Genomic DNA, 26,175 nt, shown 5'->3' with positions numbered 1-26,175 from the left:
CGGTACCGTCGTTGTCATGCAGATGACCTGTCCCAAGTGCCGCGGAGAAATGCGCCAGTACGAGCGCAGCGGAGTAGTCATCGACCAGTGCGGCGAATGCCGGGGCATCTTCCTCGACCGCGGCGAGCTGGAAAAGCTGTTCGATGCCGAGGCCAACTGGAACCGGCAGCACGGCGGCGCCCCGCAGCAGCCCGCGCCGTCCGGTGCCGGCTACCCGCCACCTCCGCCGCCCCCGCCCGCCGCCGCGCCGCACCAGCCCGGCTACGGCGCCGTCCCCCCGCCCCCTCCGCCGCCGCCCGGCCACGGCTACGCGCAGCCCGCGTACGGCCACGGTCAGCAGCACCACGGCTACCACGGCCACTACCGGCGCAAGAAGAAGCACGGCTTCCTCGGCGAACTGTTCGACTGACCGCCGGCAACGCGCACGCCGGGCCGATGCACCGCATCGACCCGGCGCGCTCGTCGGCGTGCCGCGCCTACCGCACCGTGGCAGGCTGCTCGGCATGAGCCCGATCCGGCAGCACGAGGCGCTGGCCCAGGCGTACGACGGCATCACCGCCGTCGTCACCCCGCTCGACGACGCCGGCCTGCAACGGCCCACCCGGTGCCGCGGCTGGGTCGTCGCCGACCTGCTCTTCCACGTGCTCTGCGACGCCCAGCGCGCACTCGTCGCCCTGGCCAGCCCCGCACCCGGACCGGCCGACGTGGACGACGTCAGCTACTGGCGCGCGTTCACCCCCGGCGACGACGACGTGAGCGCCGGGCACGCCTGGTGGGCACGCCGCTCCGCCGCCGCCTTCGACAGGCCCACAGGCGTGGTCCGCCTCTGGGCCGACACCGCGCCCGCCGCCGTCCGCGCGGCCACCGCGGCCGACCCCGACGGGTACGTGACGACACAGGGGCACGTGCTGCGCGTACCCCATCTGCTCGCCACCCTGACCACCGAGGCGGTCATCCATCACCTGGACCTGGTGGTGGACCTGCCGGACGCGCCGCGGCCGGCGGCGGACCCGACGCGGGTAGCGGTGACCACGATGGACGGCCTGCTCAGCGACGACGCGGTCCGGCCGGCCGGCTGGGACGACCACGACTACCTGCTGAAGGCCGCCGGGCGGGTGCCGCTCACCGACCGGGACCGGCTGGAACTGGGCGAGGCCGCCGGCTGGTTCCCGCTGCTCGGCTGACGTCGCTCAGACGATGGCCATGTCGACGAAGCGCGACAGGTGCAGCTGGGCCGCTACAGTGACCGTGTCGGTAGGACCATTTCTGTGCTTTGCAACAATAAAGTCCGCTTCGCCCGCTCGCGGCGACTCCTTGTCGTAGTAGTCGTCGCGGTGCAGAAGAATGACAACGTCCGCATCCTGCTCGATCGAGTTGTGCGCGGCGATCCCGTTGGCGATGAAGTTGTGCGTGCCGAGCACCGTGGCGTCGTAAACGTCCTTCTCGCCGACTGACTCGATCGAGACGATCTCGTCCCAGAAGATGTCGTTCGTGGCGTGCAGGTCGAGATCCGCAGAGTCCAGCACCGCGGCCACCTTGGCGAGACGGCACCGGCTGGGTGCACGCTTCCACATCGCGCTGCCGGAGAACTGGGTTCCGACCGCCGCCGCGAACTCCCGGTGGCTCATTTTGCGCTCCGCCAGGACCTCCCGAACCCGTGACCACACCTCCCTGGGAACGGTGTCCACGTTCGGGTTACTGATGACGGATTCGAGAATCACCAGCAGCGCCGCGCAGCTGTTGGCGCGCTCACCGTGCACACCGATTTCCCGAAGGAAGCGGAGCTGGTCGTCTCGGCCGGAGATGTCCAGGGTGTACTGCGGCCGGTGTCGGGCGACCGGTACCTGCCGCAGTCGAGCCGAGATTCCGTAGCGAAGCAGCAGGCGTGAGATGTCCTCCAGCATGCGCCGCGACGTGGAGGAGAAGTAGACCCGTCCGCCTCGGCCGGACTTGTTGACGGTCACGGACCCGTCGGTGGCCCAGAGGTGCCGAAGGAAGAGGGTGATCTGCTCCTTGGGCAGACCGAACACCGCTTGAGGTACGAACTTCTCGTGGGACCGCAGCCCGAACAGCCCCAACCCGTCCAGCCACTCGGCGATCGGATTCCGCCGCCCGCGAGCGAGCCGGAATGGTGCCGGTAGCCGGAGCGTGGTCACTCGGGCAGCCGGGTAGTCGTCTCGCACAGCCGTGATCCCGAAGTGCGTCGCGGCCTCAGTCACGGCCGCCAGGTTGGCCTCGTCACAACTGGCGTAGCGGATCGGCTGCCGGCGGACGAACGAGCCGTCCCCGAGGAGGTGTGCCAGCATGACCACCGCCGACTCGGCCCACGGCTGGATGTTCAGCGGCGGCGGAATGTGCCGAGGCGCGGCGAGCCGCGTTCCAACCGTGAGTTCCTCCAGTGGCACCCACCCGCCGAACGTGAGGAAAGGATGGTTGGCAGTCGCCTCCACCTGTTTCCCGGAGGCGAGGGTCATCCGGAACACCTCCCGCGTCCCACTGGGGAATGCGTGCGTGAGCGTCCGGGGGGTGTAGCGGAGACCTTCATCGAGGGCCCAGACCGGAATGTCCCTGACGTTCCCAGCAAGAAGCGCCCCGAGGGTGATCTCCGAGTTGTCGTCGGCCCTGATAAGTCTCGTATCCGCGGTCAGGCAGCCCGATTCACGCAGGTCGGAAAGCTGGGGTCGCTTGTCGGTGCGCTGCTCGGGGCCACGGTTCAGCTGACTCACCGCGATCACCGGGCATTCGACCTCCTTGGCCAGCAGCTTCAGGCCACGGGACAGGTCCGCGACCTCCTGCTGCCGGCTCTCGGTGCGCTTCGGCGAGGTCATCAGCTGGAGATAGTCGACGACGATCAGCTTCAGGTCGTGCTTCTGCTTGAGCCGTCGCGCCTTCGCCCGGATCTCCATGAGGTTCATGCTCGGCGTGTCGTCGACGAAGAGCGGCGCCTCGCTGATCTCACCCATGCAGCGGGCCAGCTTGGTCCAGTCGTCGTCGGAGAGCTGGCCACTGCGCAGGACGTGCAGGGGCACGCGCGCCTCGGCCGAGAGGAGTCGCATGACGATCTCGACCTTGCTCATTTCCAGCGAGAAGATCGCCGACGCCTGGTTGGCGCGGATAGCTGCATTTCGGGCGAAGTCCATACTTGCCGTGCTGTTGTGCGTCGGGATCATCGAGCGGCCCGCCAGATACAGATGGTCGGGATTGTCGACGGTCACACAGCGCACCGGAACGCTCGGCACCGGACGGACGTCCACGATGAACCGCGAGTGGGAGCGGACGTCCGAGGACGTCCGGCGCCGGGCCGCATGGGCGGTCCGCTTCCGGTCCAGCCGGAAGACCGTGTCCGGGGTGGAGAAGTTCAGCGTGTACTCGATCGACGATTCCTCGGTACGGCCGCGCACCTTGCGCTCGGTCATGGTGCACCGATAGCCCAGGCTGACGACGAGTTCCCGTACGCCGTCGATCAAGCGCCGCGAGGTGGACGTGTACTGCAGGTTCCCGGTCGGCGCCACCGTGCCGTCGGTGTCCATGAGACCGGCGAGCAACGCCCGGCGCTGGGTTTCGGAGGCGCGTAGATAGTCGTCCGGAATGTGCTTGTCGTAGGCCACACCGACCCGGCGGAGCAGGGCCAGGAAGGAGCCGTTCCGCTCGTGGCACTCGGCGCAGCGGCGGGTTGCGGGGTTCTCCCGCAGGGCACGGGTGGAGCCGCCGCAGTCGACGCAGGTGCGGTCCGCCGTCCTGCCCGGCGTGGGCAGATGCACGCTGTAGACCATGGGCCCACTCGGGCGCACCAGGAAGCCGTCCTGGGCCACGAGGTCGAGCATCTCCGCGTCCGCGGTGGTGAAGCGGCTGGCCCCGGTGTGCCCGTCGCCGAGCCACACCCCGAGGGTGTACGGCGGGACGGTCAGGTCGCGTTCTGGAAGTCGGAGCGGCGCGCAGTTCCGCACGGCGTGGTTGAGACGGCGGTCGGCCGTCTCGGTACGTAGCGTGGCCGCGATCTGCGCCGTCGTGACGATCCCGTCATGCTCGGCGCGGCTGCCGGCGTTCACCGGTCGTTCCGCGCGTGCACGGAGGCCGGAGATCAACGCGCCCACCGGGTAGCCCGGAGCCGTCCAGTTGCGTGTCTTGCCGGCCCAGGTCACCGGGCGGGCGACCCGGCCGTTGGAACCCACTGTCTGCGCCACCGTGTGAAGCACGTTGCGGAATTCCGGACCGACCTGTTCCAGGGTTTCGGCGAGAGTGACCAGGCGGTGCGGTTCGGCGGATGCAGCCACCTCGGCCGCCCGTACCTTCGCCAACGCCGGCTCGGCCCAGTGGTGCCGCCGACGTGCCTCCGGCTGGCGTCGGCTGGCCCGGGTGGTGGTCTTCCACAGGTGCTCGGCGTCCGCCACGATGACGCTTCCGTCGGAGAACTCGACCTCGTAGCAGGGGCGGTCGTACATCACGTCGAAGACGTTGGTGATCGTCGTCGGGATGCCGTCCGCGGCGAGGAGCTGCTCGCCGACGCGCACCTCACCCATGGTGGTCCAGCCCTGTGGGGTGGGCAGCGGGGTGTCGAGTGCGAGCGCCTTACCGAGACCAGGCCGGCCGGCCACGATGATGAGCTGGCCGGCGTGCAGGCCGTTCAGCAGGCGGTCGAGGTCGGTGAACCCGGTCGGCACACCGGTCATCACCCCGCCCTGGGCGCCGACCGCCTCGATCTCGTCCAGCGTCGGCTGGAGCATGTCGGCCAGGACGGCGAAGTCCTCGCTGACGCGCTTCTCGGTGATCTCGTACACGGCCTGCTGGGCGAGGTCGACGATGTCGTCGACGTCGCGGCTGCCGCTCGGGCCGGTGCCGTAGCCGAGCTGCACGATCCGGGTGCCGGCCTCGACCAGCCGGCGGAGCACCGCTCGTTCGCCGACGATCCGGGCGTAGTACGCGGCGTTCGCGGCGGTGGGCACGCTGGCGATCAGCGTGTGCAGGTAGGGGGCGCCGCCGATCCGGGCGAGGTCACCGGAGTCGGCGAGCGCGGCCGCCACGGTGATCGGGTCGGCGGGTTCGCCGCGACCGTAGATGTCCAGGATCGCGTCGAAGATGGTGGCGTGGACCGGGCGGTAGAAGTCGTTTGTCTTCAGGATCTCCACGACGTCCGCGATGGCGTCCTTGGACAGCAGCATGCCGCCGAGTACGCACTGCTCGGCGGCGACGTCCTGGGGTGGTGTCTTCTCGAACGCAGATTCGCGCGGCGGCGGCTCGGGCGATGATCCCCCGGTCCGTTCCGCACGCGTCTCGTCGGTGACCGACACGGGTTCCCCCCTCGCTGCGTCGGATCGAGTCCAGCTGTATCGCCGGGGTATGACAACTCTCCGCCGACCCTCCGGTCGATCGGGGGTCATCGCCCGGCGGTCGGTGGACCACGATACGGAACCCGAGGTCAACCGCTCAACAAGGCCGGTGGATGAGCCTCGGGACAACCTGTGGACGCCTGGGGACAGGCATGTGCGCAGGGTGTGCACAGGGGTGTGGAAAAGTGATGGGGAATTCCGGGCTTATCGCCTCTGACCTGGGCTTTTTCTATCCCCACCCTGTGGACGGAAGATTTCCGGCCGAGCTTTGTCGTCGTTCGTCCCGTACTATCGCTGCGAAACGGCGACACCTGGGACAGCGGGTTTACTTTCGGGTTGAGAGAGGTCACGCTCCGGCCGTGAGACACCGGGACTGGGGAAGCGGGGAGGACAGCCCGCGCGAGCGACGGCCGAGCGGTTCCTGGGACGAGCCCGCCGGGCCGCGCCGGGTCGACTCGTACGCGCCGGAGGGCTACCGCACGGCGAGCCGGCGGCGGGCGATCGAGCGCGGCCAGGACGAGCCGGTGGAGACGTACCTTCCCCGTTGGGCGCTGGAGTCCGGGGTGAGTCGCGCGGACGGCGGCGGGCGGCATGCCGCACCCGACGACGACGAGGTGGAGGCGCCGGCCTCAGGTGCCGGTCGGCGGGATCTGCGCGCGATCGGTGCGGGTCCGTTGTCGGACCACACCGCCGAGTGGACGATGGACGCCCCGCAGGAGCGGGGGTACGTGGGCAACCGGCGGGCGGACGAGGACGACGAGCCGGTGTCGGGGGCGGCACCCCGGAGTCGCCCGCGCCGGGCGGCGACGCGCCGGCCGCAGGTGACCTGGTCCGGGCTGCCGGAGTCGGCGGGTACGAGCGAGGGGCCGGCCGGATCGGACGGTGAACGGCCGGCGGGTCGGCGTCGCCGGTCGGCGTCGGGTTCCTCCTGGCCGCCGCCGGCGGGGTCGGACTCCGCATGGTCGCGGCCGGCGGCCTCGGACGGCGCGTGGTCCCGCTCGGGGACGGATGCCGAGTGGCCGGCGGCGGCGTCGGACGCGGGCCGGCCGACGTCGACGGCAGCGGAGTCGGAGCCGGCCTGGGGACGGGCGACGGCGTCCGAGTCGGAGCCGGCCTGGTCGCGGGCGACGCCATCGGAGTCGGCGCGGTCGCGGCCGGCGGCGGATCCGTGGCAGCGCCGCCGGAGCGTCGAGCGTGAGCCGGTGGAGCCGCCCGCCGTCGATCCGTGGGACGCGTCGGGCGTGCACGCCTGGGACCGGCCGGTGCCCGCGAGCCGCTGGGAGCGGGCGGAGAGCCGGTGGGATCGTACGGAGCACACGGGTGAGTGGGACCGGTTCACCGACACCGGTTTCCTGGAGCCGGTGCGGGACACCGACGACCGGTACGCGGAGGCCGATCCGTGGGACCGTTCGGCGCCGCCGGTGCGGGAGGGCTGGGCGTCGCCGGCGCGAGCCGAGGCGTTCTGGTCGGGCACCCGGCTCTCCGGTGACGACCCCCGGTGGATGGAGACACCGTCGACGGCTCCGCGTTCGCCCGCGGTGGCGTACTCGGCGCCGCGGCCGCGTACCGCGCCTCGTCGTCGCCCGGTGGAGCCGGCGGCGTCGACGTTGCGGCGGCGGGTGGAGACGATCGGCGGCGGTTCGTGGGGTCGCCGGCTGGAGGACGACCTGCTGGACCCGGATCCGGGTGGTCCGTTGCGACCGCTGGTCTACACGGCGGCCTGCTATCTGGTTCCGGCGGTGCTGCTCGTGGTCGGCCTGCTGTTCCTGAGCGGGCAGCCTCCGGCGGGGTGCGTCACGGACATCACCGGCGGTGGTTGTGACTCGCCGCGTGCGCACGCGCTGGAGTCGTTGGTGTCGGCGGCGCCGCGGTTCGGGCTGGCGATGGTGAGCAGTCTGGTGGTGGCGGTGCTGCTGCGGCAGGTCGGGACGACGTGGCGGTCGGCGACAGTGGCGCTGGCGGCCGCGGTGGTGGGTGGTGGGCTGTCCACCGTGGTGATCAGCGCGGTGACCGGCAATCCGCTCGGCTGAGCGGCGGGGATGCGGAAAGGCCCGCACCGGCGACCGGTGCGGGCCTTTCGCGTCGTGCTTCGGGTGTCAGCCCTTGACCACGTTCAGGTCGAACTTGGCGGTCACCTCGGGGTGCAGCCGGATGCTGACCGGGTAGGAGCCGAGCGCCTTGATGTGGCCGGGCAGCTCCAGCCGGCGGCGGTCCAGGGTCGGGCCGCCGGCGGCCTTGACGGCGTCGACGATCTCGGCCGGGGTGACCGAGCCGAAGAGCCGCCCGCCGTCGCCGGCGCGGGCCTTCAGGTTGACCTTCAGACCCTCGATCTGGGTCTTGACCTCGGTGGCGTGGCCCAGGTCGCGGATCTCGCGGGCCGAGCGGGCCCGCTTGATGACCGTGACCTGCTTCTCCGCGCCCTTGGTCCAGGCGATCGCGAAGCCCTGCGGCAGCAGGTAGTTACGGCCGAAGCCGTCCTTGACCTCGACGATGTCGCCCGGAGAGCCGAGGCCGGACACCTCCTGAGTGAGGATGATCTTCATGTCCGTGCCTCCTCTCAGCGGGTCGTGGCCGTGTACGGCAGGAGCGCCATCTCGCGGGCGTTCTTGACCGCACGGGCGATCTGCCGCTGCTGCTGCGAGGTCACGCCGGTCACCCGTCGAGCGCGGATCTTGCCGCGGTCGGAGATGAACTTGCGCAGCAGCGCGGTGTCCTTGTAATCGATGTAGGTGATCCCGTCCTTGTCGAGCGGGTTCACCTTCTTCTTCGGCTTGCGAAGGGCCGCAGCCTTAGCCATTGCTCGTGCTCCTGGTTTGCGATCGCGGGCGCTCGGCGCCATCAGAACGGAGGCTCCTCGTCGAAGTTGCCGCCCGAACCACCGCGGGAGGGGGCGGGGGCAGCAGAGGCCCAGGGGTCGTCGAAGTTGCCTCCGCCGCCGCCCTGGCCGCCACCACCACCGAAGCCGCCGCCACCGCCACCGGAGCGGGACATCTTCTGCACCTTCGCCGTGGCGTAGCGCAGCGACGGGCCGATCTCGTCGACCTCCAGCTCGATGACGGTGCGCTTCTCACCCTCGCGGGTCTCGTACGACCGCTGGCGCAGTCGGCCGGACACGATCACGCGAGCGCCGCGCTGCAGCGACTCGGCGACGTTCTCGGCGGCCTGGCGCCAGACCGTGCACGAGAGGAACAGCGGCTCGCCGTCCTTCCACTCGCCGGAGGCCTTGTCCATGAAGCGGGGCGTCGAAGCGACCCGGAACTTGGCGACCGCCGCACCGGAGGGGGTGAATCGCAACTCGGGGTCATCGGTCAGGTTGCCGATGACCGTGATGGTGGTGTCTCCTGCCATGACCATCTCCTCGCGCACTCATCTTTGTGCCGTCAGGCTCTCAGAGCCGTACGACAGCGTGGATGAGGCTTGTGATCCGGACGTGCCGGGTCTAGATGCTCAGCGCATCTCCGGGCGGATGACCTTGGTGCGCAGCACCGACTCGTTGAGTCGGAGCTGACGGTCCAGCTCGCCAACGGCCTCCGGCGTCGCCTGGAGGTCGATGACGGCGTAGATGCCCTCGGCCTTCTTGTTGATCTCGTACGCGAGGCGCCGGCGGCCCCACACGTCGGTCTTCTCCACCGAGCCACCCGCGGTCCGGATCACGTTCAGGTACGTGTCGAGCGACGGGGCGACGGTGCGCTCCTCGAGGCTGGGGTCGAGGATCACCATGACTTCGTAATGACGCAAGACGTGCTCACCTCCTGTGGGCTAAGCGGCCACGGTCCTTCCGTGGCAGGAGGTCGTGCGTCGTTGCCCGCGCCGGTGCCGGGGGAACCCGGCCGGACACACGGACAACCGGACCAGGATAGCCGGTCCGGACGATCATGGCCGGGCCGGTGGTCCCGGTGTGCCGGGTGCGGCGACAGGGGCCCACCTCCGGCGAGCCGGCAGGTGGACCCCTGTCCACGGGACCGCGGGGCGTCCCGTCCGCATTCCTTGGGTGGGACCTGGGGAGGAACGACCACACCGATGAGGTTGGATCGAAGACGCCCCGCGGAGCTTTATCGTGTTGTCACCTGGTCTGACCATACAATGGCTCTCGTCACCACTTGGGGTAAATGGAGGAATTGGTCCTACTGCTGGCCTCCCGTACCGGGATGACGAGCGGATCCCGCCCCGCAGTGCCGGGCCGCACGGCGGGGCGTCCCGTTTCCGGGGGTCCACCCTCGCCCGTCCGTGCTGTGGACCACGTGCGGGCGGAGCGTCGACCATCGATCCCACCTCGGACAACGACCGCCGGGCCGGGTGGTGACGCGGCCGACCCGCCGGGCGCCTCCCGCGAGCGCGCCGACCGTCGCAGGCGCGACGTAGGCTGCCCTGCATGCGAATCGGAGCCCACGTCGACCCGACCGACCCGCTGGCCGAGGCGGCCGCCCGGCAGGCCGAGGCGGTCCAGTTCTTCCTGGCCGACCCGCAGGGCTGGAAGGCCCCGAAGCCGCGCGAGGACGCCGAGCGCCTGCGTTCCGCCGACGTCGACCTCTACGTGCACGCGCCGTACGTGATCAACGTGGCCACGCTCAACAACCGGATCCGCATTCCCAGCCGCAAGCTGCTGCTCGCCCACGCGTCCGCCGCGGCGGACGTCGGGGCCAGAGGGCTGATCGTGCACGGCGGCCACGTCAACGCCGGCCACGACGTCGCGGTCGGCTTCGACAACTGGCGCAAGACCTTCGCGTACGCGGCGGACTCGGGCGGCTTCCCGCTGCCGGTGCTGATCGAGAACACCGCCGGCGGTGACAACGCCTGCGCCCGGCACCTCGACTCGCTGGCCCGGCTCTGGGACGCGCTCGGCGACCACGAGGTCGGCTTCTGCCTGGACACCTGCCACGCGTACGCGGGCGGCGAGGAACTGCTGGGCCTGGTCGACCGGGTGAAGGCGATCACCGGCCGGATCGACCTGATCCACGCGAACAACTCCAAGGGCGCGTTCAACTCCGGCCAGGACCGGCACGACAACCTGACCGGCGGCACCATCGATCCGGAGCTGCTGGTGGCGGTGATCCGCGCGGCCGGCGCACCGGTGATCGTGGAGACCCCCGGCGGCATCGAGGGCCAGACCGCCGACATCGCGTTCCTGCGCGGGCAGTTGGGCGCGGCGGCGTGACGACCGAGCAGTCCGGCACGACCGGCCGCCGGTCCGGCGCCGAGCCCCGTCCGGACGGCGACGCGACCGCACCGGACCGGCCGGACGACGCGACCGGGACGGCCCCGCCCGGCGAGGGTGGGACCGCCGGGGGCGGATCCGGCACGGACGACACCGCCGGAAAGAAGGCCGAGGCCCGGGACGAGGCCGCCGCCGAGGGCGACGCCCACGACGCCCGGACGAACGGCGGCGACGGCGGAACCGCCGCCGACAAGGCCGACGCCGGAGACGAGAACACAACGGGTACGGCCGACGGCGAGGCCGCCGATCCCTGGTCCGCGTTCGGGCCCGCGCCGGAGCCGGTGCTCGGCCGGGCCCGCCGGGCCGTCCGCGCGGTCGGCCGGTTCCTGGTGCACGAGTGGACGCTCGCCGCCGTCGCCGCACTGGCGCTGGCCGCGGCGATGACCTGGCCCACGTTGCGCTATCCGCGGCACACGCTGCCGCAGGACTACTGGGATCCGAGCCTGCAGGCGTGGCAGATGGCGTGGTCCGGCCACATCCTGCGGACCGACCCGGCGATGCTGTGGCACGCGAACACGTTCTATCCGGAGAACTGGAGCTTCGCGTTCTCCGACACGCTCCTCGGGTACGCCCCGGCCGGCCTGATCGGGGTCGGCCCGGAGCACGCCGTGCTGCGCTACAACATCATGTTCGTGCTGGCGCACGCGCTCGCCGCGTTCGGCGCGTACGTGCTGGCCCGGCAGCTCGGCGCGGGCCGCATCGGCGGCGCGGTGGCCGGGGCGAGCTTCGCCTACGCGCCGTGGCTGCTGGCCCAGGCGGGGCACCTGCACATCCTCTCCAACGGCGGCATCCCGCTGGCGCTGGCCATGCTGGCGCGGGGTCACGGCTGGTCGCTGCGGTACGGCTACCGGCCGCGCCGCCGGCACGCGGGCTGGGCGTTCGCCGGGTGGCTGGTGGCCGCGTGGCAGCTCAGCCTGGGGTTCGGTATCGGGCTGCCGTTCGCGTACATGCTGGCCGGGACCGTTCTGGTCGCGGTGGTGCTGTGGTTCGTGCGACGGCGCCGGGTGAAGCGTCCGTTCGGGCGGCGGCTGTTCCTGGCCGACGTGTTCGGCGGGCTCGCCTTCGCCGCGGTGGGCGCGGCGCTGGCGGTGCCGTACTTCAAGGTGGCCGAGCTGCACCCGAACGCGGAACGGACGCTCGGCGACATCGGGCTCTACTCGCCGCCGGCGAGCGGGTTCTTCACCGCGCCGGCCGAGTCCCGGGTCTGGGGCGGGCTGCACGAGGGTGCCCGTGCCGTGCTGCCCTGGCATCCGGAGATGACGCTGCTGCCGGGCTTCGTGCTCTACGCGCTCGCCGCCGGTGGTCTGTTCTTCTCGGTCTGGCGGGTCCGGCACCGGATCTTTCTGCTCGCCGGCGTGCTGGTGACGATGGCGCTGGCGATGGGCACCCGGTTCTTCGGCGGCCGGTTCACCTACGTGCCGTTGTTCGACTACGTGCCGGGCTGGAGCGGGCTGCGCACGCCGGGCCGGATGATGCTCTGGGCCACGCTGCTGCTGGGTCTGCTCGCGGCCGGCGCGGTCACCGCGTTCTGCATGCGGGTACGCGAGCTGGCCGCCGAGCGGGTGCCGCCGTGGCCGGGCCCGTGGCTGCGCCTGGCCACGCTGCTGCCGCTGGCGCTGGTGCTCGTGGAAGGGCTGAACGCCACGCCGCAGCCGGTGGTGCCGCGGCAGCCGGCGGCGATGCGAACTGTGGACGGCCCGATGCTGGTGCTGCCGAGCAGCCAGAACCTCGATCAGCCGGTGATGCTGTGGTCCACCGACCGGTTCCAGCCGATGGTCAACGGCGGCAGCGGTTTCACGCCGCGTTCGCAGGCCCAGATCCGCGAGGCGACAGTCAGCTTCCCGGACTACGCGAGCGTCGACTACCTGCGGCAGATCGGCGTGAAGAACGTGGTCGTGTTGCGCGACGAGCTGGAGGGCACCCCGTGGGAGGGGATGCTCGACCGGCCGGTCGACGCGCTGGGCGTGACGCGGGAGCAGGTCGGCGAGGCGGTCGTGTTCCGGCTGTAGACCGGAACACGACCGTCTCGGTCACACCGGAACGGGTTCGGCGGGCCGTTCGGCGGCGCGCGCCCGCCAGCGCTGATGCCAGGGCGCGTCGGGCGCGCCGTCGAGCACCCCGCCGTCCGGGTCGTCGGCGTAGGTGTGCCGGACGACGTCCAGTTCGGGCCGCATGATGTCCCGGATGACGAATCCGCAGAGCACCGCCACGGTGATCAGGCGCAGGCTCGACGCCAGCACGAAGACGCCCTCGGGGAAGACCGGCCGGGACATGGCCGTGCCGAGCAGTTCGCCGTAGAACGCGGCGAAGTAGCCGACCTCGGCGACCTGCCAGGCCAGGAACGCGCCCCAGCGCGGCCGGGCGAGCACCGCGAGCGGCAGCAGCCAGAGCACGAACTGCTGGGACCACACCTTGCTGAAGATGAGGAACGCGGCGACCACCAGGAAGGCGAGCTGGGCCAGCCGGGGGCGGCGCGGCGCCAGCAGCGCCAGCCCGGCCACGCCGAGGCAGGCCAGGCCGAAGAGCAGGTACGACAGCCAGTTGAGGGTGGGGATGTTCGCGTTGAGCCACTCGAAGGGCCCGAGCTGGCCGGGTGAGGACGGGCTGATCCGGCCGTCCAGGTAGCGGCCGATGTACCAGAGCGTGCCCCAGTCGATGGGGCGCGTGGTGTTCAGGTCGAAGAAGCGTTCCCAGTTCTCCCGGTACGGGATCGCCACCGGCAGGTTCACGGCCACGAGCGTCACCAGCGCGGTCGCCGTGGCGACGAGCCCGGCCAGCAGTTTCCCGGCGCGCAACGCGAGGACCAGGATCGGGCCGAGGATGAACAGCGGCCACATCTTGGCCGCGCCGCCCAGTCCGATGAGGACGCCGGCCAGTCCGGGCAGCAGCAGCGCGTACCGGTCGGGCCGGGCGCGCGCCCAGGCCAGCAGGCCGAACGCGGCCAGGCCGATGGCGAGCAGATCCCAGTTGACGGTGGCGGTGAGCACCAGCGCCGGGGAGAGCGCGAACAACGCGGCGTCCCAGGGTCGTCGTCGGCGCAGGCTGAGGATCACGGCGACGGTGGCGACCGCGAGCGCGCCGAGCACCAGCGCGTTCAGGTTGTAGAACCACTGACCCTGGTTGATGGCGGGGTTGTCGGCGCCGAGGGCGTGCACCGGCAGGCCGAGCGCGCCCATGAAGTACCCGGTCAGCACCGGGTACTCCACCGGGTGGTCGGCGTAGGGCACCTTGCCCTCGTTGAGCCCTTCGGCGTAGTAGAGCGCCAGCACGTCGGTGTAGCACATCCGGGTGTACTGGACGTTGTTCTGCCAGGCGCCGTCCTGGCAGGGCGACTTCTGCACCCAGTGCAGGGCCAGCGTCAGGCACACCAGCGCCAGCACGATCCGGCCGGCGGTCCAGAACCGGCTCTCCCGGCCGGCGGGCCGGTCCAGGGTGGCGGCGTGGTCGCCGAGCGGCCCGCCGATCAGACCGGAGGCGCCCCGGACGAACCAGTCCGAGCGGGACGGGTGGTCCACCGTCTCTGCGGATCGTGGCGCCGCCTCGGACGCGCCGGGCTCATCGATGCCTGCGGGCGACTGGGTGCTCATGGAGAGGCATCCTGCCGTACACCGGGGGTCGCCGTCCCGTCGCGCGCGGAGAAATTCCGGTACGCGAAACGCGGCGGCGGCCGGACCGCTCGGGTCCGGCCGCCGCCGTCAGGTGGTACGCGTCAGTTCTGCCGTGTCGGTGGTGTGCTCGGCAGCAGCCCACCGCCGCCACCGCCACCACCGGGGCGTCCGCCGCCTCCGGGGAGCCCACCCCCGCCGGGGTTGTTGCCACCCTGGTCGCCGCCGCCGGGGTTGCCGCCACCGGGCGTGCCGCCGGGGCAGAACAGACCCAGCGGGTCGCAGTTCGGGCCGCCCGGCTGGCCGGGCTCGTTCGTCGGCGGCGGCGCCTCGCCGTTGCCGGCCTCGTCGTCGCCGACGTTCGCGGCGGGCGGGAACTCTTCCTTGTCCTTGCCCTTGAGCGCGTCGTTCATGAAGCGCTGGAAGATGTCACCCGGCATCCGGGCGCCGCTGATGTCCCGGCCGTCCTTGTACTTGATCGCCTTGCGGTCCTTGACGTTTCCGACCCAGACGGCTGTGGCGAGCTGCGGCGTGTAGCCGATCATCCAGGCATCGCCGTTGCGGGTGGTCTTGTCACCGAGTTCCCAGGTGCCGGTCTTCTCGGCGACCTGCCGGCCCTCCTCGAGGCGCTTGTTGATCTGGCCCGGGTACTGCTTCAGCACGGACGTCACGTCGGCGACGATGTCCTTGTCGATCCGCTGCTGCCCCTTGAGCTTCTCCCCGCCGACCGTGTCCCACTTGCCGGTGTCCGGGTTCTGCTTCTGCACCAGCTTCACGAAGTGCGCCTTGTGGTAGACGCCCTGGTTGGCGAACGTGGCGACGCCGTTGGCGTGGTCGAGCACCGTGATCGGGTACTGGCCGTAGCCGACGACGTGGAAGAACGGCGACGGCGCCAGGTCCTTCGGGTCGGCCTTGGTCAGGTCGTGCGCCTTGGCCGGGTTGGTGTCGGTCTGCCACATGGTGGTGACGCCGGCCTGCTTGGCCATGTCGAGCACCTTGTCCGGGCCGATCTGCTCGGTGATGTAGTAGAACGGCACGTTCAGCGACTTCAGCGTCGACTGCTCGAGCGTGCAGGAGTCACCGCAGGTGACCCGGTCGGCGCCGGCGTTGCTGACCTTGAACTTGGTGCCCTTCGGCGTGAACGCCGATCCCTTCCACCGGGACTTGAGCGAGATGCCTTCCTTCAGGGCGGCGGCGAGCGTGTAGATCTTGAAGCTCGAGCCCGGCGAGTGACCGCCGCTGACCACGCCGTTGTCGACGTTCTTCCCGGCGTAGTCGGTGCCGGTGCCGTTGTCGCCGCCGTAGTAGGCGAGCACCCGGCCGGTCTTCGGGTCGATGGCCACCACGGCGGCCATCAGGTTCGGCGGCTGGCCGGCGAGTTCGGAGCCCTTCTTGGCCCGCTGGGCCGCGGCGAGCGCCGCCTCCTGCATCTTCTGGTTGATGGTGGTGGTGATCTTGTAGCCACCCCGGCTCAGCGCCTTCGAGCACAGCGGCTTCTTCTCGGTCGCCTCGGCCTCGTTGTCGGTGCAGAGCTTCATCTCGCGCAGTTCCTGCGAGACGTAGTTGACGATGTTGCCGTACGGGGTGTCGATGCCGAAGCCGCCGCCGCTGTTCTTCGACGGCTTCGCGATGTTCGTCGGGTACTCGGTGGGGTGCTGCGGCGTGTTCGGCGCGTCCAGCCACTTCTCCGTGATCATGCCGTTGATCACGTAGTTCCACCGGTCCAGCGCGGCGGTCGGGTTGATCGCCGGGTCGTAGCCCTGGTGGGTGGCGCTCGGCTCCGGCTGCTTGATCAGCGCGGCGAGCACCGCGGCCTCGGCCACGGTCAGGCTCTTGACGTCCTTGCCGAAGTAGGTCCGCGCCGCCGCCTGGATGCCGTACGCGCCACGGCCGAAGTAGATGACGTTCAGGTAGTGCTGCATGATCACGCGCTTGTCGTACTTGTCGTTCAGCTTGGAGGCGAGGATCGCCTCCTTCACCTTGCGGCCGTACGTGTCCTGGTTCAAGTTCTCGAACGCGTTGCGCGCGTACTGCTGGGTGATGGTCGAGGCGCCCTGCTTGTCGCCGCCGGTGAGGTTGTTCCACGCGGCGCGGGCGATGCCCTTGTAGTCCACACCGGAGTGCTTGTAGAAGTTCCGGTCCTCCGCCGCGGCGACCGCGTGCTGGACGTGCTCCGGGATCTGGTCGATGGTGACCAGCTGGCGGTTCTGGTCGCCGATCCGGGCGATGGCCTGCTTGCCGGTCGAGTCGTAGATGGTGGTGGACAGCGGCGGGATGGTGTCCTCCGGGAGCACCACCTTGGTGGAGTACCAGGTGAAACTCACCACGCCGATGCCGGCGAGCATGATGAACACGGCGAAGCCGGCGATCAGCATGTTGATCCGGCGGCGCTTCTTCGCCCGCGCCGGGTCCTCGCCGCGGCCACGCCGGCCGGGGCCGGCCGGACCGCCGGGACCACCGGGGCCGCCGCCGGAGGCGCCGGGCACCCGGGCGCGGCCACCGACGGCCGCCGCGCCGACGCTCGCGCGTGCGCCCACGCTCGCACGCCCGCCGGGGCCAGCCGCGCCGACGCTCGCCGCGCCCACCGAGGCGCGTCCGGCCGGAGCGGCCGGGGAGACGGGCACCGACGCCCGGCCGGCGCCCGCGCGTCCGGAGACGCCGGGTGCCGGCGAGACGGGCACCGAGGCCCGGCCGCCCGCGCCGGCCCGGCCGACCGAGGCCGAGCCTGCCGCCCCGCGCGGCGCCGGAGCGCCACCGACCGAGGCCCGGCCGCCCGCGCCGTACGGTGTCGCGGAGGCGCGCGCCGAGGCGCCGCCCTCAGCCGCGCCGGACCAACCGTTCCCGCCCCGGCTCCCTTCGGAACCGGGGTCGCCGTTCGGGCCCGGGATCTGGGCCCGCCCACGCGAAGAACTGGGATCGCCGTAGTTCATTCCTCACACCCTGCCGGTCGCGGTGGGGCGCGGGGGCGCCGCCACCGGGTTGCCGTGAGCTGGAACACGGGACGTTACCCGCCGGCCGTGCCAGCGATCGCCCGTCAAATCCGATCTATTCGGACCAATTACGCGTAAAGGCTGTCGATCCTGCCGCCCGGGGAATGGGCCGGCAGCGATCGGGACAGCCGCGTTCACCGTTGCGCCTCTCGCCTTCGCCGAGGGGTGGAGCCGTTGGCCGCGACCGACTCGTCCGCGTCCTCCGCCTCGCCAGCGAGACCGTCCCGGCCGAGCAGGAACTGCTCGACGAGATGGTTCCAGTCGCAGCCGGGGCAGACCTCCACCACGAACACCTGGAACTCACGCAGCGTCATGGCCAGGACGGGCAACTCGGCCCGGGTACGCGCCTGGCCGGCCGACTGCTTGAGTTCGTCACCGTAAATGTAGTGGACGTGGATCAGGTTCTCGCTGCGGCAGATCGGGCAGCGGTGGTCGGTCGGCTCGCCGTGGAAGCGAGCAGCGTTCTTCAGGTACGGCGAGGCGTCGCAGACGTCGTACGTGCCGATCCGCCCGGCGAGCAGTTCACGCAGCACAGCTCGCTTCTGAAGCGAGTAGTCGACGACCTGGCGCTGCGTACGCATGCGGCAAAGGGTACGCGCTCCCGCGAACCCAGGCGACCATGGTCACGATGCGTGATGATCGCGTCGCGTAAGCAGGGGTTTGCCCCATCCTCACCTCTCCGCTAACGTGCGATGTATCGGTTCGATACATCGCGGTGGTTAGCGCTCCGCGCAGGGGGAAAAGAGGGGATGGCCCGTGCTCGAGCTCGCCATCCTCGGCCTCCTGCAGGAGGCGTCGATGCACGGCTACGAGCTGCGCAAGGAGCTGACCGCCAAGCTCGGTGCCATCCGGGCGGCGATCAGCTACGGCTCGCTCTACCCGACCCTGCGTCGGCTGCAGGCGGCGGGATGGATCGCCGAAGCCGCCGAGACACCCGCGACCGCCGAGGAGGTTCCCGCGCTGACCAGCCGACGCGGTCGGGTGGTCTACACCATTACCGCGGAGGGCAAGGAACGCTTCGCCCAGCTCATAGCGCAGGCTGGACCCGAGACGTACGACGACACGGGCTTCGGCGTGCACTTCGCGTTCTTCGCCCGGACCGACCAGGCCACCCGGCTCCGGATCCTGGAAGGTCGTCGCCGCAAGATCGAGGAACGTCGCGAAGGTCTTCGTGACGTGCTCGGCCGGGCAGCCGAGCGCCTCGACGCGTACACCCTGGAACTGCAGCGCCACGGGCTCGACGCCTGTGAGCGCGAGGTCCGCTGGCTGGAGGAGCTCATCGCCAACGAGCGCTCCGGCCGGGCCCCCGCCGACCCGCGACCCGGGACGGCCGGTGGCCGAGGAGACAACGACAGCCCGCCCACGCCTGGAACGTCCAGGAAAGAGCGGCCGTGATGAAGAAGAAGGAGGCAGACGCTATGGGCTCCGTCCGCGTCGCCATCGTCGGTGTGGGTAACTGCGCCTCGTCCCTCGTACAGGGCGTGGAGTACTACCGGAACGCCGACCCGAACGACCGCGTCCCGGGTCTCATGCACGTCACCTTCGGCGACTACCACGTCTCGGACGTGAAGTTCGTCGCGGCGTTCGACGTGGACGCCAAGAAGGTGGGCATGGACCTCGCGGAGGCGATCGTCGCCAGCGAGAACAACACGATCAAGCTGTGCGACGTGCCGCCGACCGGCGTCACCGTGCAGCGCGGCCCGACCTTCGACGGTCTCGGCCAGTACTACCGCGAGATCGTCGAGGAGTCGGACGCCAAGCCGGTCGACGTGGCGCAGGCGCTGCGCGACGCGCAGGTCGACGTGGTCGTCTCCTACCTCCCGGTGGGCTCCGAGGAGGCCGACAAGTTCTACGCCCAGGCCGCGATCGACGCCGGCTGCGCGTTCGTGAACGCCCTGCCGGTCTTCATCGCCTCCGACCCGGAGTGGGCGAAGAAGTTCACCGACGCCGGCCTGCCGATCGTCGGCGACGACATCAAGAGCCAGGTCGGTGCCACCATCGTGCACCGCGCCCTGGCGAAGCTCTTCGAGGACCGCGGGGTCGAGCTGCTGCGCACGTACCAGCTCAACTTCGGCGGCAACATGGACTTCATGAACATGCTGGAGCGCAACCGCCTGGTCTCGAAGAAGATCTCGAAGACCCAGTCGGTGACCTCCCAGATCCCGCACGAGATGAGCAAGAGCGACGTGCACATCGGCCCGTCCGACCACGTGCCGTGGCTCGACGACCGCAAGTGGGCGTACATCCGCCTGGAGGGCCGCTCCTTCGGTGACACCCCGCTCAACGCGGAGCTGAAGCTCGAGGTGTGGGACTCGCCGAACTCGGCCGGTGTCATCATCGACGCCGTCCGCGCCGCGAAGATCGCGCTGAACCGGAAGATCGGTGGCCCGATCCTCTCCGCCTCCTCGTACTTCATGAAGTCCCCGCCGGAGCAGTACGCCGACCACGACGCGCACGCCGCCGTCGAGGCGTTCATCGCCGGCGAGATCGAGCGCTGACGCGCTGACACGCACAAGAAGGAAGGCCGGGTCCGCGCGGACCCGGCCTTCTTTCTTCGCGTCCGTCAGGACCAGGCTCGCCGCAGGGCCACTGACGCCTCCAGCTCCAGCAGCGTCACCTTGCGCGGCAGCCCGCCACCGAAGCCGACCAGCTTGCCGCCCGCGCCGACGATCCGGTGACAGGGCACGATCACCGGCACCGGATTGCGGTTGCAGGCCACCCCGACCGCCCGGGCGCCTCCGGGGTCTCCGACCGCCTTCGCCACCTCGCCGTAGGTCTTCGTCTCCCCGTACGGGATGCGGGTCATCTCCCGCCACACGGCGCGCTCGAACTCGGAGCCCCGGGGTGCCGACACCGGCACGGTGAACTCGGTCAGCTCACCGGCGAAGTACGCCCGCAGCTCCGCCACCGCCAGCCGGGCCACCGCGTCGCCGGGTTCGCCTGACGCCCCGTCCACCCGGCCGAAGTGCGCGCCGCGCACCGCGTCGTCGTCGGTGCCGACGGAGAACTCGCCGATCGGGGAGTCGAGCACGGTCCAGCGCATGCCACCCATTGTCGCGCCCACGCCGACATTCTCCCCGGCCGGTTCCCTGAGGGCGGGCTGGACGACCGCTGAGCGAAGTCGATGTTGCACGGCGTCGATACCGTGCAGGTCATGGCCACCGGGACGCTCATCTTCCTGATCATCGGCGGGATCGGTGTCGGCGTGCTGACCCTCGCCCTGCTCGGCTCGGGAGTGCTCCACCTCGGCCAGCCGGACGTCGACGGGCCGGTGTCGCTGGAGGCGGCCGCCGGGTTCACCGGGGCGTTCGGTTTCGGCGGCGCGATCGTCAACGAGCTGCTCGGGGGTCGTACCCCCGGAATGATCGCGGCGGCGGTGGCCGGCGGCGCGCTCGCCGCCGTGCCCACCGGCTGGCTGGCGGCGCGGCTGAGCCGCGCGGCCCGCAACATGCGCACGGACGCCACACCCACCCGCGACCACCTGGCCGGCGCGATCGGCCTGGTGGTGACGCCGATCCCCAGCGGCGGCTACGGCGAGGTGCGGGTACGCCTCGCCGGCCAGCCGGTGAAGCTCAACGCCCGCGCCGACGGGCCGATCGCGGTCGGCACCCGGATCTTCGTGGTCGAAGCACTGAGCGAGACCAGCGTGCACGTCGAAACCTACTGACACCACCACACAGACGGGAACGCCCATGCCCCTGCTCGTCGCCATCGGCGGCGCGGTCCTCCTCGCCGTCGTCCTCGTTCTCTTCGTGTTGTCCCGGATCAAGGTGGCCGGGCCGAACCAGGCGTTCATCGTCACCGGCCGCAAGGGCCGCACCACCCAGTCCGCCGACGGAGCCCGCTCCACCGACATGTCCGGCCAGAAGGTCGTGCTCGGCGCCTCGGTCTTCGTGCTGCCGGTGGTGCAGAAGCTCCAGTCGCTCGACCTGTCCAGCCGCCGGATCGATGTCAGCATCCGCGGCGCGGTGAGCAAGCAGGGCATCCGCACCGAGCTGCACGGCGTGGCGATCGTGAAGGTCGGCGGCACCGAGGACGCGATCCGCGCCGCCGCCCAGCGCTTCCTGAACCAGCAGGAGGAGATCGACAACTTCACCCGCGAGGTGCTCGCCGGCGCGCTGCGCTCGATCGTCGGGCGGCTCACTGTCGAGGAGATCATCCGGGACCGGGCGGCGTTCGCCAGCGCGGTCGCCGAGGAGGCCGAGCACTCGATGACCAACCAGGGCCTGGTGCTCGACACGTTCCAGCTCCAGGACATCTCGGCCGAGGGCTCCTACCTCCAGGACCTGGGCCGGCCGGAGGCGGCCCGGGTGCTCAAGGACGCGGCCATCGCCGAGGCGCGGGCCCGGCAGCAGGCCGAGCAGGAGCGGCTGCTCGCCGAGGAGGCGATCGCCGAGGCGAACCGGAACCTGGCGCTCAAGCAGGCCGGCATCCAGGCCGAGATCGACGCGGCGAAGGCGAAGTCGGCGGCGGCCGGGCCGCTCGCGCAGGCCGAGCGGGACCAGGCGATCCTCTCCGAGCAGCAGAAGGTGGCCGAGCGCAACGCCGAGCTGAAGCAGCGCCAGCTCGACACCGAGGTGCGCAAGCCGGCCGACGCGGCCCGGTACAAGGTCGAGCAGGAGGCCGAGGCGGCACGCAACGCGGCGGTGCTCAACGCCGACGCGCAGCGGCAGGCCACCATCGCCGCCGCGCAGGCCTCCGCCGAGCAGGCCCGCCTCACCGGTGAGGGCGAGCGGGCCCGGCGGGCCGCGCTGGCCGAGGCTAACGCGATCGAGGGCGCCAAGGAGGGTGAGGCCGAGCAGCGCCGTCGTTCCGCGATCGCCGAGGCGGTCGAGCGGGAGGGCCAGGCCGAGGCCGCGGCCATCCTGGCCAAGGGTCAGGCCGAGGCCGACGCGATGGCCCGCAAGGCCGAGGCGTTCGCCGCGTACGGCGAGGCGGCCGTGCTGGACCTGCTGGTCAAGGTGCTGCCCGAGGTGGTCGGCGCGGCCAGCGCCCCGATCGGCGCGATCGACAAGATGACGGTGATCTCCACCGACGGCGCGTCGTCGCTGACCAAGTCCGTGGCCGGCAACGTCGCACAGGGCCTCCAGCTCGGCAGCGACCTGACCGGCATCGACCTGGCCGGGCTGCTGGCGCGGCTGGGCAGCAGCGCCCAGCACAACGGCAAGACCACAGTGGACGGCACCACGGTCACCCCGTGACGACGGACGCCCGCCGGTTCCCCTCGGGAGCCGGCGGGCGTCGTGCGGTGGTACGGATCAGAGCACGGCGACGACGAACTTCTCGCCCGCGCCCAGGCCGAGGGTCGGGCTGTTCCAGTCGATGGTCCGGCTCGCGATGAGCTGGCTGGTGCCGGCGCTGCCGGCGGTGACCGCCTTCTCGTTGATGTTCGCGTACAGGTAGACCGAGCCGTCGGCGTTGTAGTCGAGGAACGACATCCCCTCCCACGCGCCGATCGAGGCGCCCCGCGCGATCAGCGGCTTCGCCCCGGCGCTCTCCGCCGTCACGAACTTGCCGTTGATCTGGGCCTTCAGACCGAAGGTGCCGTAGCCGTCACCCACGTTCACCAGCTCGTACTTCTCCCAGGCGCCGACGGTCGCCGAGCGGGCGATCAGCGGCTTCGCCCCGGCGTTCTCCGCCGTCACGAACTTGCCACTGGCCACCGACTTGATGCTCACGAGGGGTGCCGGGGCGTCGAAGTCGAACTTCTCGGCGGTGCCGATCGCGGTCTTGCTCGCGATCAGCGGGGAGGTGGCGCTCGGCGCGGTGACGTACTTGCCGTTGATCGCCGCCTTCAGGCTGATCGTGCCGTCGGTGTTGTCGACGATCTGGAACTTCTCCCACGCGCCGATGGTGGCCGAGCGGGCGATCAGCGGCTTCGCCCCGGCGCTCTCCGCCGTGACGAACTTGTTCGTGACCCGCGCCCGCAGGCCGAACAGGCCTCCGCCGGCGTCGACCACGTCGTACTTCTCCCAGGCGCCGATCGAGGTGCCCCGGGCGATCAGCGGCTTCGTCCCCGCGCTCTCCGCGGTGACGTAGCGGCCGTTGACGCGGGCCTTGAGCCCGTACGAGCCGCGGGCCGTCACGGCCGAGCCGATGTGCAGCAGCCGGTCGGTGGAGCCCATGATGTCGTGCACCGCGCCGCCGATGCCGGTGGTCACGATCGAGTCGCGCACCTGCTGCGGCGACCAGCCCGGGTGCTCCTCCAGGAGCAGCGCGGCGGCGCCCGCCACGTGCGGGGACGCCATCGAGGTGCCGTTCATCGACTCCGAGCCGGCGCTGGTGCCGGCCTTGGCCGAGACGATGCCGGTGCCGGGGGCGAACAGGTCCAGGCAGCGGCCGTAGTTGGAGAACCAGGCGCGCATGTCGACCCGGTCGGTGGCCCCGACGGTGATGGCGGCGGGCACGCTCGCCGGCGAGGAGCCGCAGGCGTCCTGCATGCTGTTGCCGGCCGCTACCGCGTAGGTGATGCCGGAGGCGATCGAGCGGGCGACCGCGTCGTTGACGGCCTGGTCGACGCGGTCGACGCCGAGGCTCATGTTCGCCACGGACGGCCCGGTGGCGTTCGTGGTGACCCACTCGATGCCGGCGATCACCTGCTCGGTGTCGCCCTGGCCGGAGCAGTCGAGGACCCGGACGGCGACCAGGTCGACGGCCTTCGCGACGCCGTACGTCGTACCGCCGATCGTGCCCGCCACGTGCGTGCCGTGCCCGTCGCAGTCCTGCGCGACGTCGTCCTGCTCGACCGCGTCGTAGCCGTTGCGGGCGCGCCCGCCGAAGTCCTGGTGGTCGATGTCGATGCCGGTGTCGATCACGTACGCGGTCACGCCGGCGCCGGTCGACGGGTAGGTGTACCTGCCGTCGGTCCGGGTCTTGAGCTGGTCGATGCGGTCCAGGCCCCACGGCGGGGTGGTCTGGGTGCCGGCGGTGCTCCAGCGCTGGACCTGCTGGACGTACTCGACGTCCGGGTCGGCGGCGAGCCGCGCGGCCTGCCGGGCGTCCATGGTGGCCGAGTAGCCGTTCAGCGCCTTGCCGAAGACCCGGCGGACGGTGCCGCCGTGCTCGCCGGCCAGCGCGGACGCGGCGGACTTCACCTTGGCCGGGGTGGTCTTGCCCTTCTTGAGGACCACGATGTAGCGGCCGGGCACCGCCTCGGCCGTGCCGGCGCCACGGACCGACGGTCGCTTCGGGTCGGCGAGGGCCGGCCCGGCGACGGTGGCGCAGAGGATGGAGGTGGCGCTGGTGAGGGCGAGCCCCACGAGGGCGGAGCGGCGCAAGCCGCCACGACGTGTCACGAATTGTCTCCCCGTGTCCAGCGACCGTCCGGATCGGACGGGCGGATGAATCAGAACAGCCGCATCTGTCGATTCGGCGGCTGCCGATGACTCATCATGCGGGAGACATCGACCGGAGCGGGTCAACCGTTCGGTCGACACGCCGGCGTATCGTCGTCAGATCCGCGGCGCCGGCCTCAGCCGGTGATGCCCTCGTCGCGCGCCCAGCGCAGCAGCTCCGCCTCGGCCTCGTCGCGGTCCAGCGGCCCGCGTTCCAGCCGCAGCTCCTTGAGGTACTGCCAGGCGCGACCGACCACCGGCCCCGGCGGTACGCCGAGCAGCTCCATGATCGCGTTGCCGTCCAGGTCGGGGCGGACCCGGGCCAGGTCCTCCTCGGCCGCGATCCGGGCGATCCGCTCCTCCAGCGCGTCGTAGTCGGCCGCGAGCTGGGCGGCCTTGCGCCGGTTGCGGGTGGTGCAGTCGGAGCGGGTCAGCTTGTGCAGCCGGGACAGCAGGTCACCGGCGTCGGTGACGTACCGGCGGACCGCCGAGTCGGTCCACTCGCCCCGGCCGTACCCGTAGAAGCGCAGGTGCAGCCCGACCAGCTTGACCACCTGGGAGGTGATCTCCTTGGAGTAGCGCAGCGCCTTCATCCGGTTCTTGGTCAGCCGGGCACCGACCACCTCGTGGTGGTGGAAGCTGACCCGGCCGTCCGCGCCGACCGCCTTGGTGGCGGGCTTGCCGATGTCGTGCATGAGCGCGGCCATCCGCAGCACGAAGTCGCAACCGTCGGACTCCATCGACATGGCGTTGCTGACCACCGTGAGCGTGTGCTCGTAGACGTCCTTGTGCTGGGCGTGCTCGTCGATGGTGAGCTTCAGCCCGGTCAGCTCGGGCAGGAAGCGCTCGGCCAGCCCGGTGTCGACGAGCAGGCGCAGCCCGGTGATCGGGTCGGCACCGCAGAGGAGCTTGGTGAACTCGTCCCGGATCCGCTCGGCGGTGATCCGGTCCAGGTCCGCAGCCATCTCGGTCATCGCCGCGCGGACGTCCGGGTGGACGGCGAAGCGGAGCTGCGCGGCGAACCGGGCCGCGCGCAGCATCCGCAGCGGGTCGTCGCGGAACGACTCCTGCGGCGTTCCCGGGGTACGAATGATCTTGGCGGCCAGATCGGCCAGTCCGCCGTACGGGTCGGTGAACCGGTGGTCCGGAAGACTGACCGCCATCGCGTTGACTGTGAAGTCGCGGCGCTTGAGGTCCTCGGTCAGGCTGGTGCCGTACTGCACCACCGGGTTGCGGCTGACCTGGTCGTAGACCTCCGCGCGGAACGTGGTGATCTCCAGGTTGAGGCCGTCGCGCTGGCAGGCGATGGTGCCGAACTCGCGTCCGGTCTCCCAGATCGACTCGGCCCAGCCGCGGATGACCTTGATGGTCTCGTCCGGGTGGGCGTCGGTGCAGAAGTCGAGGTCGTTGCCGAGCCGCCCGAGCAGCGCGTCGCGGACGGATCCGCCCACCAGGTGCAGTTCGTGACCGGCCTGGGCGAAGCGCCGGCCCAGCTCGTCGGCGACCGGTGAGACTCGGAGCAGTTCGGCGACGGCGTTGCGCTGCGCGGCGGTCAGTTCGCGGCGGTCGGCGGCGTGGGAGGCGGAGGCTTCGGACATGGGATCGCCAGCCTATCGGGCCGGAGGTGGATCGACCGCGCCGGGCGCGGGTAACGGGTCCGGGTTGACTAAGGTTCCGGTTGGGCGGGGCCGGCCGGGCCCGATC

General features: G+C 71.1%; 20 protein-coding genes. 9 read left to right on the top strand and 11 right to left on the bottom strand.

Features of this window, described 5'->3' with window-relative positions; all coding sequences use genetic code 11:
• Nucleotides 1-16: 16 nt before the first annotated feature.
• Both FB455_RS18050 and FB455_RS18045 read left to right on the top strand, forming a co-directional pair.
• Nucleotides 17-409 carry a TFIIB-type zinc ribbon-containing protein gene (locus tag FB455_RS18050; protein ID WP_013289350.1) on the top strand — a complete coding sequence of 131 codons (393 nt, stop codon included), beginning with the start codon at nt 17-19 and terminating at the stop codon, nt 407-409.
• A gap of 94 nt (nt 410-503) precedes the next feature.
• Complete coding sequence (locus tag FB455_RS18045; protein WP_145754203.1) at nt 504-1,184, top strand: maleylpyruvate isomerase N-terminal domain-containing protein; 681 nt, start codon at nt 504-506, stop codon at nt 1,182-1,184.
• Nucleotides 1,185-1,190: 6 nt separating this feature from the next.
• Here FB455_RS18045 and FB455_RS18040 read toward each other — a convergent pair whose 3' ends face one another.
• Entirely contained in the window at nt 1,191-5,378 is a 4,188-nt protein-coding gene (locus FB455_RS18040; protein ID WP_486481544.1) for a replicative DNA helicase, read from the bottom strand.
• A 308-nt stretch (nt 5,379-5,686) separates the two neighbouring features.
• Here FB455_RS18040 and FB455_RS18035 point away from each other — a divergent pair, with 308 nt between their 5' ends.
• Nucleotides 5,687-7,357 carry a hypothetical protein gene (locus FB455_RS18035; protein ID WP_145754198.1) on the top strand — a complete coding sequence of 557 codons (1,671 nt, stop codon included), beginning with the start codon at nt 5,687-5,689 and terminating at the stop codon, nt 7,355-7,357.
• Between the two features lie 66 nt (nt 7,358-7,423).
• Here the strand turns inward: FB455_RS18035 and rplI are convergent, their stop codons facing one another.
• The 4 genes from rplI to rpsF all read right to left on the bottom strand — a co-directional run bounded on the left by rplI (nt 7,424) and on the right by rpsF (nt 9,065).
• On the bottom strand, nt 7,424-7,870 hold the full coding sequence (rplI, locus tag FB455_RS18030; RefSeq protein ID WP_013289354.1) for a 50S ribosomal protein L9: 447 nt from the start codon (nt 7,868-7,870) through the stop codon (nt 7,424-7,426).
• Nucleotides 7,871-7,884: 14 nt separating this feature from the next.
• The gene (gene rpsR / locus FB455_RS18025) at nt 7,885-8,124 is read right to left on the bottom strand and encodes a 30S ribosomal protein S18 (RefSeq protein ID WP_013289355.1); all 240 of its coding nucleotides are present in this window, start codon (nt 8,122-8,124) and stop codon (nt 7,885-7,887) included.
• Nucleotides 8,125-8,165: 41 nt separating this feature from the next.
• The gene (locus FB455_RS18020; protein WP_018788497.1) at nt 8,166-8,693 is read right to left on the bottom strand and encodes a single-stranded DNA-binding protein; all 528 of its coding nucleotides are present in this window, start codon (nt 8,691-8,693) and stop codon (nt 8,166-8,168) included.
• A gap of 81 nt (nt 8,694-8,774) precedes the next feature.
• Nucleotides 8,775-9,065 carry a 30S ribosomal protein S6 gene (gene rpsF / locus FB455_RS18015; protein ID WP_013289357.1) on the bottom strand — a complete coding sequence of 97 codons (291 nt, stop codon included), beginning with the start codon at nt 9,063-9,065 and terminating at the stop codon, nt 8,775-8,777.
• Nucleotides 9,066-9,699: 634 nt separating this feature from the next.
• Between rpsF and FB455_RS18010 the strand changes: the two genes are divergently transcribed.
• Nucleotides 9,700-10,482, top strand: coding sequence for a deoxyribonuclease IV (locus FB455_RS18010; protein ID WP_145754194.1), 783 nt, complete (start codon nt 9,700-9,702; stop codon nt 10,480-10,482).
• Nucleotides 10,479-12,551, top strand: coding sequence for a hypothetical protein (locus FB455_RS18005; protein ID WP_145754191.1), 2,073 nt, complete (start codon nt 10,479-10,481; stop codon nt 12,549-12,551). Before FB455_RS18010 ends, FB455_RS18005 begins: the two co-directional genes overlap by 4 nt.
• A gap of 21 nt (nt 12,552-12,572) precedes the next feature.
• On the opposite strand, the gene FB455_RS18000 is transcribed toward FB455_RS18005, so the two are convergent.
• The 3 genes from FB455_RS18000 to FB455_RS17990 form a co-directional block, all read right to left on the bottom strand.
• The gene (locus FB455_RS18000) at nt 12,573-14,129 is read right to left on the bottom strand and encodes a glycosyltransferase 87 family protein (RefSeq protein WP_145754175.1); all 1,557 of its coding nucleotides are present in this window, start codon (nt 14,127-14,129) and stop codon (nt 12,573-12,575) included.
• Between the two features lie 122 nt (nt 14,130-14,251).
• Nucleotides 14,252-17,077 (bottom strand): transglycosylase domain-containing protein, encoded by a 2,826-nt coding sequence (locus FB455_RS17995; RefSeq protein ID WP_145754171.1) that lies wholly within the window; start codon nt 17,075-17,077, stop codon nt 14,252-14,254.
• 194 nt (nt 17,078-17,271) lie between these two features.
• The gene (locus FB455_RS17990) at nt 17,272-17,718 is read right to left on the bottom strand and encodes a DUF5318 domain-containing protein (RefSeq protein WP_013289362.1); all 447 of its coding nucleotides are present in this window, start codon (nt 17,716-17,718) and stop codon (nt 17,272-17,274) included.
• Nucleotides 17,719-17,893: 175 nt separating this feature from the next.
• On the opposite strand from FB455_RS17990, the gene FB455_RS17985 reads away from it, so the two are divergent.
• Both FB455_RS17985 and FB455_RS17980 read left to right on the top strand, forming a co-directional pair.
• On the top strand, nt 17,894-18,532 hold the full coding sequence (locus FB455_RS17985) for a PadR family transcriptional regulator (RefSeq protein WP_013289363.1): 639 nt from the start codon (nt 17,894-17,896) through the stop codon (nt 18,530-18,532).
• 23 nt (nt 18,533-18,555) lie between these two features.
• Entirely contained in the window at nt 18,556-19,635 is a 1,080-nt protein-coding gene (locus FB455_RS17980) for an inositol-3-phosphate synthase (RefSeq protein WP_145754169.1), read from the top strand.
• Nucleotides 19,636-19,700: 65 nt separating this feature from the next.
• On the opposite strand, the gene FB455_RS17975 is transcribed toward FB455_RS17980, so the two are convergent.
• Nucleotides 19,701-20,180 (bottom strand): methylated-DNA--[protein]-cysteine S-methyltransferase, encoded by a 480-nt coding sequence (locus FB455_RS17975; RefSeq protein ID WP_030269532.1) that lies wholly within the window; start codon nt 20,178-20,180, stop codon nt 19,701-19,703.
• A gap of 81 nt (nt 20,181-20,261) precedes the next feature.
• On the opposite strand from FB455_RS17975, the gene FB455_RS17970 reads away from it, so the two are divergent.
• Nucleotides 20,262-20,804 carry an NfeD family protein gene (locus FB455_RS17970; RefSeq protein WP_013289366.1) on the top strand — a complete coding sequence of 181 codons (543 nt, stop codon included), beginning with the start codon at nt 20,262-20,264 and terminating at the stop codon, nt 20,802-20,804.
• 25 nt (nt 20,805-20,829) lie between these two features.
• On the top strand, nt 20,830-22,338 hold the full coding sequence (locus FB455_RS17965; protein WP_013289367.1) for a flotillin family protein: 1,509 nt from the start codon (nt 20,830-20,832) through the stop codon (nt 22,336-22,338).
• A 57-nt stretch (nt 22,339-22,395) separates the two neighbouring features.
• Here FB455_RS17965 and FB455_RS17960 read toward each other — a convergent pair whose 3' ends face one another.
• Together FB455_RS17960 and FB455_RS17955 are read right to left on the bottom strand one after the other, a co-directional pair.
• Entirely contained in the window at nt 22,396-24,432 is a 2,037-nt protein-coding gene (locus FB455_RS17960; RefSeq protein ID WP_145754167.1) for a S8 family serine peptidase, read from the bottom strand.
• A gap of 176 nt (nt 24,433-24,608) precedes the next feature.
• Nucleotides 24,609-26,069, bottom strand: a complete 1,461-nt coding sequence (locus FB455_RS17955; RefSeq protein WP_013289369.1) for a CCA tRNA nucleotidyltransferase — start codon at nt 26,067-26,069, stop codon at nt 24,609-24,611.
• Nucleotides 26,070-26,175: the final 106 nt, after the last annotated feature.

This window comes from Micromonospora sp. CNZ296, assembly GCF_007827635.1.
Note: the sequence above shows the minus strand (reverse complement) of the source record. Positions and strands in the feature narration are given on the sequence as shown.

What these genes read in the sequence shown, in the direction of transcription:
- FB455_RS18050 (WP_013289350.1), top strand. Translation starts at nt 17, where the DNA reads ATGCAGATGACCTGTCCCAAGTGCCGCGGAGAAATGCGCCAGTACGAG.
- FB455_RS18045 (WP_145754203.1), top strand. Translation starts at nt 504, where the DNA reads ATGAGCCCGATCCGGCAGCACGAGGCGCTGGCCCAGGCGTACGACGGC.
- FB455_RS18040 (WP_486481544.1), bottom strand. Translation starts at nt 5,378, where the DNA reads ATGACCCCCGATCGACCGGAGGGTCGGCGGAGAGTTGTCATACCCCGG.
- rplI (WP_013289354.1), bottom strand. Translation starts at nt 7,870, where the DNA reads ATGAAGATCATCCTCACTCAGGAGGTGTCCGGCCTCGGCTCTCCGGGC.
- rpsR (WP_013289355.1), bottom strand. Translation starts at nt 8,124, where the DNA reads ATGGCTAAGGCTGCGGCCCTTCGCAAGCCGAAGAAGAAGGTGAACCCG.
- FB455_RS18010 (WP_145754194.1), top strand. Translation starts at nt 9,700, where the DNA reads ATGCGAATCGGAGCCCACGTCGACCCGACCGACCCGCTGGCCGAGGCG.
- FB455_RS18000 (WP_145754175.1), bottom strand. Translation starts at nt 14,129, where the DNA reads ATGAGCACCCAGTCGCCCGCAGGCATCGATGAGCCCGGCGCGTCCGAG.
- FB455_RS17995 (WP_145754171.1), bottom strand. Translation starts at nt 17,077, where the DNA reads ATGAACTACGGCGATCCCAGTTCTTCGCGTGGGCGGGCCCAGATCCCG.
- FB455_RS17990 (WP_013289362.1), bottom strand. Translation starts at nt 17,718, where the DNA reads ATGCGTACGCAGCGCCAGGTCGTCGACTACTCGCTTCAGAAGCGAGCT.
- FB455_RS17980 (WP_145754169.1), top strand. Translation starts at nt 18,556, where the DNA reads ATGGGCTCCGTCCGCGTCGCCATCGTCGGTGTGGGTAACTGCGCCTCG.
- FB455_RS17975 (WP_030269532.1), bottom strand. Translation starts at nt 20,180, where the DNA reads ATGCGCTGGACCGTGCTCGACTCCCCGATCGGCGAGTTCTCCGTCGGC.
- FB455_RS17970 (WP_013289366.1), top strand. Translation starts at nt 20,262, where the DNA reads ATGTTGCACGGCGTCGATACCGTGCAGGTCATGGCCACCGGGACGCTC.
- FB455_RS17965 (WP_013289367.1), top strand. Translation starts at nt 20,830, where the DNA reads ATGCCCCTGCTCGTCGCCATCGGCGGCGCGGTCCTCCTCGCCGTCGTC.
- FB455_RS17955 (WP_013289369.1), bottom strand. Translation starts at nt 26,069, where the DNA reads ATGTCCGAAGCCTCCGCCTCCCACGCCGCCGACCGCCGCGAACTGACC.